General features: G+C 54.3%; 11 protein-coding genes. 4 read left to right on the top strand and 7 right to left on the bottom strand.

The window, feature by feature from the left end; genetic code table 11:
• Window positions 1-82: 82 nt before the first annotated feature.
• Together JMJ04_RS11955 and JMJ04_RS11950 are read right to left on the bottom strand one after the other, a co-directional pair.
• Entirely contained in the window at window positions 83-886 is an 804-nt protein-coding gene (locus JMJ04_RS11955) for an MBL fold metallo-hydrolase (protein ID WP_201370715.1), read from the bottom strand.
• Between the two features lie 28 nt (window positions 887-914).
• Window positions 915-1,706: an NUDIX hydrolase gene (locus JMJ04_RS11950; protein ID WP_201370714.1), complete on the bottom strand. Its 792-nt coding sequence runs from the start codon at window positions 1,704-1,706 to the stop codon at window positions 915-917.
• Window positions 1,707-2,016: 310 nt separating this feature from the next.
• Here JMJ04_RS11950 and aroE point away from each other — a divergent pair, with 310 nt between their 5' ends.
• Window positions 2,017-2,919 carry a shikimate dehydrogenase gene (gene aroE / locus JMJ04_RS11945; protein ID WP_201370713.1) on the top strand — a complete coding sequence of 301 codons (903 nt, stop codon included), beginning with the start codon at window positions 2,017-2,019 and terminating at the stop codon, window positions 2,917-2,919.
• Between the two features lie 68 nt (window positions 2,920-2,987).
• Window positions 2,988-3,932 carry a fumarylacetoacetate hydrolase family protein gene (locus tag JMJ04_RS11940; protein ID WP_201370712.1) on the top strand — a complete coding sequence of 315 codons (945 nt, stop codon included), beginning with the start codon at window positions 2,988-2,990 and terminating at the stop codon, window positions 3,930-3,932.
• A 67-nt stretch (window positions 3,933-3,999) separates the two neighbouring features.
• Here the strand turns inward: JMJ04_RS11940 and JMJ04_RS11935 are convergent, their stop codons facing one another.
• From JMJ04_RS11935 to minC, 5 genes are all read right to left on the bottom strand, one after another.
• Window positions 4,000-4,968 carry a VOC family protein gene (locus JMJ04_RS11935; RefSeq protein ID WP_201370711.1) on the bottom strand — a complete coding sequence of 323 codons (969 nt, stop codon included), beginning with the start codon at window positions 4,966-4,968 and terminating at the stop codon, window positions 4,000-4,002.
• Between the two features lie 154 nt (window positions 4,969-5,122).
• Window positions 5,123-5,809 carry a hypothetical protein gene (locus JMJ04_RS11930; protein ID WP_201370710.1) on the bottom strand — a complete coding sequence of 229 codons (687 nt, stop codon included), beginning with the start codon at window positions 5,807-5,809 and terminating at the stop codon, window positions 5,123-5,125.
• Window positions 5,810-7,081: 1,272 nt separating this feature from the next.
• Window positions 7,082-7,441, bottom strand: coding sequence for a cell division topological specificity factor MinE (gene minE / locus JMJ04_RS11925; protein WP_007908016.1), 360 nt, complete (start codon window positions 7,439-7,441; stop codon window positions 7,082-7,084).
• A gap of 12 nt (window positions 7,442-7,453) precedes the next feature.
• Window positions 7,454-8,290, bottom strand: a complete 837-nt coding sequence (gene minD, locus JMJ04_RS11920) for a septum site-determining protein MinD (RefSeq protein ID WP_201370709.1) — start codon at window positions 8,288-8,290, stop codon at window positions 7,454-7,456.
• Between the two features lie 190 nt (window positions 8,291-8,480).
• Window positions 8,481-9,254 (bottom strand): septum site-determining protein MinC, encoded by a 774-nt coding sequence (minC, locus tag JMJ04_RS11915; protein WP_201370708.1) that lies wholly within the window; start codon window positions 9,252-9,254, stop codon window positions 8,481-8,483.
• Between the two features lie 475 nt (window positions 9,255-9,729).
• On the opposite strand from minC, the gene JMJ04_RS11910 reads away from it, so the two are divergent.
• A complete protein-coding gene (locus JMJ04_RS11910) occupies window positions 9,730-10,551 on the top strand; it encodes an aldose epimerase family protein (protein ID WP_201370707.1) in 822 nt (273 codons plus the stop codon).
• Window positions 10,552-10,927: 376 nt separating this feature from the next.
• Window positions 10,928-12,958: an ATP-dependent zinc metalloprotease FtsH gene (ftsH, locus tag JMJ04_RS11905; RefSeq protein WP_201370706.1), complete on the top strand. Its 2,031-nt coding sequence runs from the start codon at window positions 10,928-10,930 to the stop codon at window positions 12,956-12,958.
• Window positions 12,959-12,997 lie beyond the last annotated feature (39 nt).

The raw sequence follows: 12,997 nt of genomic DNA, 5'->3' as shown, positions 1-12,997 counted from the left end.
TTCTCGCACCTGCGGTGCTCGCCAGGAGTAGAGGGAGTCGTGCATGTGAGCTGCCTGCGACAGCTCACATGCACGACTCCCTCTACTTAAGACAAAGGCTCCAGTGTTGCTGCGCATCAATCTGGGCACGACCCTCTTCTTGTAGCTTAATCAGGTGTGCCTCCAGTGAGCGAGCAGCCACCGCATAAAGCTTCGGGTCGGTATCCGCGTATACGAGCGGCACAAGCGTAGAGAGGGTCACGGGCTGCTTGAGCTGGTTCAGGACGGCGATGACCTGGCGCTCGCGTTCAAGACGATGGGCAATATATTCACTCAATTTCGCTTGCGGATCTTCAATAACGGGACCATGCGCCGGGACAATACGCGCGATTGGGAGCTGTTGCAGGCGCTTGAGCGTCTGGAGATACACCCCCATATGCCCCTCAGGAGGAATGATGACGACCGTTCCCACACCAGCTACGACATCGCCCGCGAAGAGGATGCCTTCGCGCTCAAGCCAGAAGCAGAGATGGTCGAAGCGGTGCCCGGGTGTATGAATGGCACGCAGCGCCGTATCGCCCAGATCAAAGGTCGTTCCATCGGGAATCTCATGGTCCGCCAGGGGAACGCCTGCCCGGCTAAAAGCAGAGATAGGAACACCCGTACGCTCGCGTAACTCGGCGGCCCCACCCACATGATCTGGATGTCCATGTGTGATGAGAATATGGCGTATACCGCCGCGTGCCTGGCCCTCCCGCACGATGCGCTCAAGGTGCTCCGGATCAGAATCGCCGGGATCAATGACAATGGCCCCCTTAGAGCTGCTAATGAGCAGCGTGTTCGTTCCCGGTCCCGTCATCATGGAGGGATTGGGAGCCAGAAGTATGCTATAGCGTTCCTGTGACATAGGTAAGGCCTCCGTTCTCCGACGCGTGCTAGAGCTTCCAGAGAAAATCGGGATCTTCAGGCAGATAGACGAAAGGGCCACCCTCTCGCTCCAGCCAGATCGGCTGATAGGTGGGCACATAGCGCGTTCGCGTAGCCGCCAGGGCCTCCTGCACCGTCGCGAAGGGCGCGAGGTCACGCAACTGGTGATAGGTCGGGAAGGCCACCGGGAAGGTTCCTTCAGCGAAACGCTTCAGAGCTTCGTCGGGACGTATCCAGAGACCCTCACTGGTTTCAAGCTGATCGTAGAGCGCCTCTTGCTCCATGGGAGCTGCCGCCAGAAAAAAATGGGTATCAAATCGCCTCGGCAGCTGCTCAGGCGTGATCCAATGCGCGAAATAGGCCAGCTGTTCGGTCGCCAGCACCAGGTGCTCGGCCTGGACAATATCCAGCAATGTCGCACCGCGTGCATTGAGCCGCTGACGATACTCGGCGAAGCGAGGCACATCCTGCGCACCGATGGCCAGCAAACGCTGCTGCTGATAGGCCAGCAAGACATTGCCCTCCTCAAACAGTTCGCGGATGGCGGCGGCACGCACCCCGCTGCCGAGCGCCGTACGCCCCTCAGGATCGGCGGCTGAAGGTTCCAGGGGAACGCTGAGTGTCGCGCTCTGCTCCATCTCTTTATCCACAGCGGATGCCGAGCCGCCAGGGAAGACATAGATATCAGGCATAAACTCGCTCTGCACCACTCGCCGCACCATAAATATCTCGATGCCCTGCTGCTGTGCAGTGTTTCGTAACAACATCACTGTTGCCGCCAGGCGTGGCTGCATGACCATAGAGGATTATTCTCCTTCTTCGCTTATGCTAGCGGTTGCTGTTTTTCTTATCGTATCACATAAGCGTTCGCACCAGCCTCACACTCATACCCTACTCGATAAGTGGGAGGTTCACGCTACTCCTCCATGAAATATCGCTGGCAGGCAGCTAGACAAATAGGGAGGATATGCTATGCTAGAGAAGTGAGCAGACCTGCCCCATATCCTGGTGGAGAGGTTCTGATATGATACAATGCGGCCAGGAGACCCACACGCGATTGATCGCTTATTTTTGCGCACGGGGCAAAGTATAGACTGAGTTGGAGTTGACATGTCGGCCAGAAATACCGTTGTAGGGAGCAAGCAATCAGGCTCAAAGGGACCACAGCTACGAGTGGGGCTGATCGGCGATCCCGTGGCCCACTCGTTTTCGCCACGTCTCCAACAGCCAGCACTCAATGCCCTGGGCATTCCGGCGACCTATGAACTCTGGCGCACGCCCGCCGAGCAACTCCTGGTACGTATACGCGCCTTGTGTCAACAAGGGTGCCTGGGTGCCAATGTCACGATTCCCTACAAAGAGTCTGTCCTGCCCTTGCTGGACGTGGTTGATCCATTGGCGGCCCAGATTGGCGCGGTCAATACAATTGTCAACCGGGATGACTATCTACATGGCTATAATACTGATGCGCCGGGACTGCTTCGCGCGCTCCATGAGCATGGGGTGGGCAGCCTGCAAGCGGATGGAACGATATCGCTAAAGGGATATACTGCTGTACTGCTAGGGGCGGGAGGGGCGGCTCGCGGGGCGGCCTTTGCCCTCGCCAGTTCTGGCATTGAGCGCCTCGTCATTTTGAACCGGAGCCTGGAGCGCGCTCAGCTCCTGGCGGCACTTATTCAGAAGAGTTATGAGTGCCCCGTCTTCAGCCTCAGCGATCCCAATTTTCTTATCCCTCACTCCTCCTCGATCATTATCAATGCTACCTCGGTCGGTCTGCATGAAGAGGTCAGCCCCTTGCCAGCCGATGTACTGGCACGCTTTAACGCTGACACCTTTGTCTATGATATGATCTACAATCCCATTCAGACGAACCTGCTCTTACAGGCACGGACCATGGAACTTCGCGCCGCCAATGGCCTCTCCATGCTCCTGCACCAGGGAGCGCTAGCCTTTGAACTGTGGACCAATCAGCCGGCCCCGCTTGAGATCATGCGTGCCGCCCTCATGCGCTAGAATGGGGCACAAGCCTTCAGACATGATGTTGTACAATAAGGTAGCAGCAAGAAGGAGGCGTCTCATACATGAGATTTGTAAGTTTTTCCAGCAGCCAGATTCCCAGGGCGCACCTGGGCGTCCTGCGCAACGACGAAGTTCTAGATGTGGACCTGTCAGGCAGAGCCCTGGGCCTGGACGTTCCCGACCAGATGCTCACATTGATCGAAGACTATGATCGCTACCTGCCAGCGCTCCAGACATTAATGGAGAAGGCACAGTCGCGTAGCTTCCGCGAGGTGAAAACCTTTAGCGAGATTGGTGCTGCCCATACCCTGAATGAGGTCAGGCTGGCGGCCCCCATTCCCAGGCCACGTAAAAATATTTACTGCCTGGCGGTAAACTATAAAGCGCATGCTGAAGAGACCGCCAGTCAGCGCGATCACAAGGGGCAGACACCCGACATTCCCGTATTTTTTACCAAGTCCCCCACCAGCGTCAACGATCCCTACGGCGAGATTGAGCTTGATCCCCAGGTGTCAAGCGAGCTTGATTGGGAAGTGGAACTGGGCGTTGTTATCGGCAAGAGAGGCAAGAATATACCTGAGGCCGAGGCGCTTTCGTATGTCTTTGGCTATACAGTGCTCAATGACGTTACAGCGCGCGACTTGCAGAAGCGCCATAAGCAATTCTTCAAGGGCAAGAGCCTGGATGGTAGCTGCCCCATGGGTCCCTGCATCGTAACGGCGGACGAGATCGCGGACCCTCACAATCTGAATCTAAGCCTGCGCATCAATGGCGAGACCAAGCAAGATGGCAACACAAAGATGATGATCTTCAACATCAAGCATGCTATCAGTGTGCTCTCGCAAGGCATGACCCTGGAGCCTGGAGATATCCTGGCAACCGGCACGCCCAGCGGCGTGGGCTTCACACGTGTACCACCGGAGTTCCTTCAGGAAGGCGACGTGATGGAGTCGGAGGTCGAGGGCATCGGCGTACTCCGCAACCTGGTCGTCGCCGTCAAAAGATAAACCTGTTAAAAAACAAAAAGTGCTGGTTCGCGTACGCGAACCAGCACTTTTTGTTTTTTAATACACCTTAGACATGAGACTCTTCACGCAGCCAGGAGGGGATCGCCCCCCAGAGATTGAGCGCCGTCTCGCGGGTATGCCAGAGGCGTGGCGGCGTTGTGACATCGCGATCATAATACTGGCTCAAGCCAGCGGACAACTCAATATGCAGCCCGTCACTATCGGGGAACTGCAAGAAGAGGTCATCGCCAACGCCGTGGCGTCCCGGTCCCCACAGCAGCGGTACCTGCTGGTGACTGAGATAGTCGGCCCAGCCCAGCAGTTCACTGCCATCGGCGATGGTGAAGCCAACATGCTCGATACCGGTCTGCCCCTCACTCAAGATCAGGCTATGGTGATCGTTGTTACAGCGCAACCAGGCGCGCTCGCGCAAGAGCCAGTCTGAGATATCAAAACCCAGAGACTCGGTGTAGAACTCCACCATTTCTTCCAGGCGGCTGGTCTTCAAGGCCACATGTTGCAGGCCATAAGGACGTAGAAGCGCCCGGCGCGTCTTACGGTTGCTAGAGATAGCAGTATACAGTTCGTCAGGCATCACGGAAATTTCGACGCGATTGCCATCGGGATCGTTCAACCAAAGCGCGTCTCCCAGGTCAGGCGCGCCATCGCGTGGCTCAAAGGAGAGTTCAATGCCAGACATTTGCAGGCGTGCCGCCATCGCGGCCAGTTCAGCATCAGTATCAACCGCAAAGGAGAGATGATGGAGGGTAGAGCGCACTACGGGACGCCGTCCATTCGTCGGGAAGACGCGTGTATCGTTAAAGATGCTCAGGGCGTGCATCTCCTCGCCTAAGGCAAGGAATATGGCAGCATCCTCTTCCTCAAGATGCTGCTCAAGCGGGCCATCAGCATGCGTATAGAGATCGAATCCCAGAACACGATGATAGAAACGAGCCTGGGCCTGTACATCCGAAGCCCATAAACCAACATGCGCCAAACGCTTGACTTTAACCTTCTGAATTTGCTGATTGCTCAAGGCCCAGCCCTCCTCATTTCTCAGCTATTACGAGTTCTAACTACACCACAGCCTATCATACCTAGCAAAAAGAGGGGGGTCAACGAATTGACCCGAAGGTCATATGTGAGAGCAGACGCGTGCTTTAGCAGCGTCTGTTAACTGCTATAGCACCTTATTCACGCGGCAGCTTCCAGGAATGGCGTGTAGAGTATGGCAGAGTAGAGGCATCCCTCACGTCTTCCTCCTCGTACGGGACCTGGGTTCGTGGAACATCGTCTGTCCGTCTTCTTTGTTCTTCATGGAGAAAATGTCGAATACCACTAGAGGAGAGATCAATCGTATTCATAATGCGTACCCGAGGAGTAGAGAGTAGCGGCATAGGCGTCTCAAGCGTGCCTCGCGTAATGTGGAAAGGACGATACAACCGCATGGCAGCCTGCATATGACGCATACGCAACATCTTTTTGTAGACCAGCACCACACGAATCTCACGCACAAGAAGCGCTGTTACAGTCCCGGCGATAAAGCACCAGGCCACAACCAGCACCAGGAGCAATATCCAGAACTGGTAGATGAAGAGAGGCACGCATGCACTGAACGCTATTAGCGTCAGTACAGCGAGGCTGGAGGCGAGCATAGAGAGGGCACGATATTGACGTTGCCTGAGCTTCAGCAAGTGCCCTGGCGCATCCAGGCCAGGATACCAGAGACCTTTGAGCCGCAAGAAACGCCGTTGTTGCGCGACCGGGCTTGTCGAAAGACTATGGCGCCACTGTGGAGGCCAGATAGCCCGACTGACACGCAAAGCCAGACCCGGTGTCTGCACACGTCCAACATTGGTAGACATTCCCTTGCACATATTGCTCTCCCCACTTCCCTTCTTACCACGAAAACCAATCCCCATTCGGGGGCACGGCACCACTGTCGTGTAGCGCTGCGCGCTCAGGTTTTCGAAAGGTAGTAACCAGTACACCTGGTAAAACAACGGACCAATAACAGGTGGAAAGCGCTAAAAATAGAGGGGTCCGCGTTTGGTACTGTAAGAGGCCGGGGAAGACAAACTATGTGCTGGTGGCATAGAGTTTCTGCACATAGCAAACGAAAAATAGACGGCAACGAAGTGCCGGCATAGTAACCGAGCACCTCAGTCTCCGGCGTAGTAGACACCTTGCTTGACTCAACACCACCATTTGAGCGGGTACGAGCACACCCAACATCCACGAATGTGACCGCTAAAGCCAGACCTTCGCGCCACCATATACCACCCAACATCACCACCTGCGAAGGGAAAAAGTGCAGTCCTCCAGGAGCTCACGAGCCATTATCTCGCTACATCCCCACACATCCACTCCACCGGCCTGAGATAAAGACCAGCTCAAAGAGAACTACAGCAATTTGGTCTCTTCCTATCAGAAACCTGAGCGCGCAGCGCTAGCCACAACAGTGGCGCCGCGCCCCCGAATGGGGGTTGGTTTCTGTTTAAGAATCTAGCGTGACATTCCTTTTCCACTCATCCACACCTCAGCCCGCACCAGAGAGCAGAGAAAGGCCGAGACCTCTCACTCAGGAGACATGAAAGTCCATGTCGCTCTACATGCGTGCTGCGTGCTCGTGAACCGCTCAAAGTCCACCCATCCACATCACAAGAAGCAAGTTGCAGGCGATGCAAACGCATCGACCCACGCCAAGGTGTTACTTTACACCGGCACTTCGCTGCCGTACACTGAAACATCTACACTGTAAATATAGCTGTTTCAGCGATATTGGAAAATGGTTTGGTAAGATCACTTCCCATACAAAGCGGATTCGCACAATGTTTTCGATAAAAGATTTATTTCATTGTTGCTGAACGTATTGTAACATGTGTTATTCCATTTAGCGGTTGTGAAGCTATGAAGATTCAGTTAAGGACAATTAATTTTTTTATGAAGTTCTTAACCATATAAATGAATAATTTATGTATAAAGATATTTCTACTTTTCCCCGATTTGCGCTGAATGCACGAGATAATGTGACGAGGCTTTCATAGTTGCGCTCATAGAAAGCAGAGAGGGAAAAGCCAGCCACGACACCCTGGACGATGGCTTGCCCTTCCCTCTCTGGCTCGATATTGAGTTGTATCGATTACACTTTAAATTTCGGCACTATCCGAATCATCGTCTGCATCTGTGAGGAACACCTTGCCGCGCAGCACATTTGTCGCAGGGGTATGCGATGGTGGATCCCATTCAAAACCCACCCGCTGACGTTTAATAGGCACATTCGCCAGCAGCTTATCGTAGCCCTCGTCGCGCGAGAAAATAACCTGCATTTGCTCCTCATCGACATCCAGACGACGTGAAAGCACGCTTGCTAACTCTTGTTTGATCAGTTCCAGCAGCTCTGGATTGAGCTTTAAACGATCATTGACTAACACCACTTTGAGACGCTCCTTGGCGATCTCGCCTGGTGTCTGCTTCTTCCGACCGACCATAAACTCAAAGACACCCATAACCGGCCCCCTTTAAGACGATTGAGAGCGCAAACGCTTCTCAGCTGAGGCAGGACCAAAGCCCACCAGGCGGCGCAACCGCTCTAACAGAGACGGAACGTCTGCAACCTCGTCAAGCGGAATCTCCTCGCCCAAAATACGCTGAGCAGCATTCAGGAAGGAGCGGCCAGCACGGGAACGCCGCTCATACACGGCGGGTTCGCCTTTGTTCGTCGCTACAATAATGGCTTCATCCTCAGGGATGATACCCAGCAGGTCGATACCCAACACTTCCAACACATCCGCCACATCCATCATATCGCCTCGTTTCACCATTTCTGGACGCAGACGGTTCAAGATCAAACGAGGTTCGGGCTTTCCCGCAGCCTCCACCAGACCAATAATGCGATCCGCATCACGGACCGACGCCATCTCCGGGTTCGCAACAATAATAATTTCATCTGCACCTACAATGGCGTTTCGAAAGCCTTGCTCGATACCGGCAGGGGAGTCAATGACGATGAATTCAAACTCCTGGCGCAACTGTTGGCAGAGCTGCTCCATCTGAACACTGTTCACAGCATTCTTGTCACGTGTTTGCGCAGCAGGGAGAAGATAGAGTTCGGGAAGACGTTTATCCTTGATCAAAGCCTGGCGCAGGCGGCATTGTCCCTCGACAACATCCACCAGGTCATAGACAATCCTATTCTCCAGGCCCAGGACGGCGTCCAGGTTGCGCAGGCCGATATCTGAGTCGACCACAGCCACCTTTTTGCCTTGCATTGCTAAAGCTGTGCCTAGATTCGCGGTTGTCGTGGTCTTACCCACGCCACCTTTACCCGAAGTAATCGTAATCACCCTGCTGTCCATGCTCTACTCCCAAATGCTAAAACTTGTTCAGCCACTATCGGCTCGGACGTTGCCTTGCGCTCGCATCTCATGCCCGTCCGCATCGTTATCTAGTATACCACGAACCGGCATGTCACCAAAGTTTCAACAAGCCTATCATGGCTAGCCTGACCTACCACAGCACCGTTACCAGAACAGTTTTTATGCCATCTTATTTACGAGGTGGGCGACCATTCATCCAGGTCTCAACAATAATCTGGTTATTGCGTATCATTGCCACTTCAGGATAAGGTTGCACCTCAAAGCCTTCGGGTGGCCTCGAAAGCAGGTGCGCAATTCGTAGCTGCACGGGCGAGAGATAGAGCGAGCAGACGAGGGCCTGGTCGTTATCTGGATAACCTGCATGCACCATGCCTTTGAGCATCCCCCAGACAATGATATCGCCTCCAGCCACGATCTCGGCTCCGGGATTGACATCACCCAGAATGACGACATGGCTGTGATGGCTAATGGCCTGGCCCGAGCGAACCGTACGCCGAATGAAGAGCGCGTCATCAAGCGAACGGGGATCACGCTGCTCATAGACATCTTCACCGGGCGAGGAGGGATTACCCTCGGCCTGCATATCAACCTGCATATCTAATTGGCGCGTCACAACTGCCCTGGGTACTACAATAGGAGGGCGAGAAGGCGTCTCGGGTGTGGGAAGCGTAATTGTGCGCGCATCTCTACGCACCTCCGCGGCTTTTTCAAGTGGAGCAACAGACATCTGATATTCGGCCAGGAGCCGTTCTAACTGGATGCGTTCCGTCACACGCAGGTTACGGCGCGTGGTATCCACCGTCAAAGAGGCGCCACGAAAAAAGGCAGGAGCCTCTTCCAGGCGCATCGCCAGCGCCTGGAGTAAATCATTAAATGGGGTTTCTGGCTCTAGCGTCAGGAGCAAGCCACTACGAGTTCCTTTGATAGCGATATTCGCTGACACCGTTTGTATCTCCTCCCTATGCTGCCCATACGGTTGCCTTTTGACCTGAAACGCTTCGCGAAGCGATTGTTCCTCCATACCCAATGCAGTCCCCATATTCCTAATGAAAGCAACACGGCGTCCATAGAGAACACCAAACAACTAGATCAATTGTGGCGCATATGCCTACATAGATATGCGTCTTAGGCTACATACAGTATAAGCTTGCCGTGATTAAAACGCAATAGAGCATACGAGTTTTGGGTCGTAATAGGATTACTGGCTGATATTACCTCAAATGGCGCTACTTTCCATGCTTCCTGTTCTAAACTGTAGCATAGAGCAGGCAGAAAGCGAGACCAGCCTGCTAAAGTGGTAATATGAAGGCGTGCAGTAGCACACATCTATCGTCCCCGATGACATAACCCACTTTTCAAAACGCAATTTTTACAGAAGGAGGATGCGCAGCTACTCTAGTTAGCAGGCGCACAATACAATGGCTGCATTTACGCAATTTCCTATGCCCAACGAACGCGTCATTACCAGTGGAACCACCACTATCGCGGTCATGCCTGAGATCAACCTGGTATCACATTTCCAGGTTGGCGACTGGCAGGTACTCTACCGGGCCTCGGAGACGGGGAATGTCAAACGCTGGGGTATTCCCCTGATGATCCCTAACTTCGGGCGGCTAAAAGATGGCCTCTTTGAAGAGAAAGGAACCACCCTCCCGATGCATGGCTTCGGGCGCAACTTGCCCTGGTCGGTCGCGGAGCACACCGAGACGAGTATTCGCCTCCAGCTTACAAGCAGTGAGGCTACACGCGCAAGCTATCCCTATGATTTCGTCTTTACCAGTGAAATCGTGGCAGGCGAGGGAAGCCTTACCTATACGCTCACAATGGAGAATAAGAGCGATGAAACAATGCCTATCGCGCCCGGCTTTCACCCCTATTTTGCCCAGGACCAGGGGGAGAAATCGCACGTAGTTGTCAACGGTCTCGAAGGTTTCGATGCCAGCACGATCCACTGGGACACCAATCCGCCCGATAATCACTACCCCTTCGCCCAACAGGCCAGTTTCGAGTTTCCACAACAAGGCACCCTGCGCATCGCAGAGGTTCCACATGCTGGGCACTACCTGCTCAAAGAGATGCAGGTCTGGTCGGAGCCAATCACAGCGCCCGATCACGAGTTTATCTGCTTTGAGCCAATTGTGACCCACGAGAATGGCCTCAACCGTCCCCAGGACCGGCTCAATATCGCTCCCCATACCCAGCAACAGATTACCCTGCGCCTGCAAGCACAACCTCGCTAAACCCCGGTTGTAAGTGGTAGAGAAGTGCAGGTAGCTGTCCCGCCTGCCTGCACTTCTCTACCACTTACAACACCAAATTTTGCTGGCTGCAACGTTGCAGTCATCTCTCTCGTAGAGATAGTAACATGTGTAGCAACGTTAGGGAGCGAGCACATAAACACCACAAGAGCAGGTAACCCGGCCTCTTCTTCCCAGGAGTCATATCACCAGAGACAAGAGTACGGTGTACCGGTAGCAGCTACGTTTATGCGTGCATTTCCCATGCCAGTACGCTATAATAAGGCATGCTATACGCTAACTCAAACATATCCAATTTCAACACCACACTCACTTCAGGGGACATATATGTCTGAGGCCCAGAAAGCAGGTAACTTATATGGACAGACAGCCGGGGAATAGATACTGGCTTCAAAATAACAACGATAGGCAGCAAATACGCCCGGGTGGCCCTCCCAACAATAATGGGCAGAATCAACAGCCACGACCATCCAACCGGCTCAATTCTGTGTTGCTAGCCCTCGTTGTCGTTATGCTGGGCCTGGCTCTTTTCAACTTTTTCAACAACGCCAGCCAGAACACTACCAACTCGTCACAAAGCAACGAGTTAAGCTATACGCAATTTTATCAGCAAATCCAACAGAAAAACATCAAGTCTGCCACGATTGTAGGGCAAAGCGACATCACGGGTACGTTGCGCGAACCTTTTAAGGGTAAGCCAAATTTCCATGTCTACCAGCTTCCCAACGGGGATGACAAGCTGGCACAGAATCTGATTCAGAGCGGAGCTACGGTCACCTATCAGCCTCCACCTGACAATTCGTTCTGGCTGAACCTGCTTATCGCATCCATACCCTGGATCTTCCTGATTGGCTTTATCTTCTTCCTGACACGCCGCGCCTCACAGGGGCAGCAGGGCATCTTTAGCTTCGGCAAGAGCCGCGCTAAACTGATCCTTGAGGATCGCCCCAGCACCACCTTCGCGGACGTCGCAGGCGTGGACGAGTCAAAATATGAGCTTCAGGAAGTTGTTGAGTTTCTCAAGACACCCCAGAAGTTCCAGCGCCTGGGCGGTAAGATCCCTCGCGGCGTGTTGCTGGTAGGCCCTCCAGGAACCGGTAAGACGCTGCTGGCACGCGCGGTCGCTGGTGAAGCTGGTGTTCCCTTCTTCTCAATGAGCGGCTCTGAGTTTGTCGAGGTTCTCGTAGGTGTCGGCGCCAGCCGTGTCCGCGACCTCTTTGACCAGGCGAAGAAGGCTTCACCCAGCATCATCTTCATTGACGAAATTGACGCCGTTGGTCGCCAGCGCGGTTCAAGCATCAACACCAATGATGAGCGCGAGCAGACCCTGAACCAGTTACTCGTTGAGATGGATGGCTTCGATGCCCGCCAGGCAGTCGTCGTGGTCGCCGCCACGAACCGCCCGGATGGACTCGACCAAGCGCTGCTACGCCCGGGCCGCTTTGATCGACGTGTTACCGTCGACCGCCCCGACTGGAATGGTCGCCTCGCCATCTTGAAGATTCATACGCGCACTGTCCCCCTGGCACCTGATATCAACCTGACGGCCATCGCCCGCAGCACGACTGGCATGGTTGGTGCGGACCTGGCCAACTTGGTCAACGAGGCCGCGATTATCGCGGCACGCCGTAATCTGGATTATGTCACACAGCCCTGTTTCGACGAGGCTCTAGACAAGATTCTGCTGGGTGCCGAGCGTCCACTCGTGCTGAGCGATGCAGACCTCGATGTGACAGCCTATCACGAGGGCGGGCACGCACTTGCAGGCCTGGTCACCGAGGAATGCGATCCCGTTACCAAGGTCACCATTGTCCCACGCGGGCAGGCCCTGGGCGTGACTATGTCGACTCCGCTTGATGATCGCTACAACTACTCCAGGGAGTACTTGCTGGCACAGGTCGTCTATGCCCTTGGTGGTCGAGCCGCTGAACAGGTCATTTTTGACCGCATCACTACAGGCGCGGAGAACGATCTGCAACGTGTTACGCAGATCGCGCGGCAAATGGTAGCTCGCTGGGGTATGAGTGAGCGCCTGGGTACGGTCTCCTTTAGCGAGCGTCAGAGTCCTTTCATGGGCGGCGATATGGGCAATCCGACCGATTATAGCGAGGTGACAGCCCAGATCATTGACGAAGAGGCGTCGCGCATCATCAATGAATGCTATGAGCGCACTCTTAATATCATGCGCACCTATCGCCCGGCTCTCGACCGGATCGCGAAAGATCTGCGCACGCACGAAACCATTGACGCCAAGCAGCTACATACGATTATGGAGAGCACGGGAGCACCCATTGCTTCCACCCAGCTCCACCCAACCTCGCAGCAGGTACAGGTCGTCGAGGCCCCTCCTCCTCCCGCCTCACTCCTCCAACCACCCGAGATGCAATAGAAGGTTGAGAAAAGCGAAGAGCCGTGCGGCCCTGAATAG

This window comes from Ktedonobacter robiniae, assembly GCF_016587375.1.
GTDB classification, from domain to species: Bacteria; Chloroflexota; Ktedonobacteria; order Ktedonobacterales; family Ktedonobacteraceae; genus Ktedonobacter; species Ktedonobacter robiniae.
The sequence above is the reverse complement of the archived record's forward strand: the minus strand, read 5'-3'. Positions and strand labels throughout refer to the sequence as shown.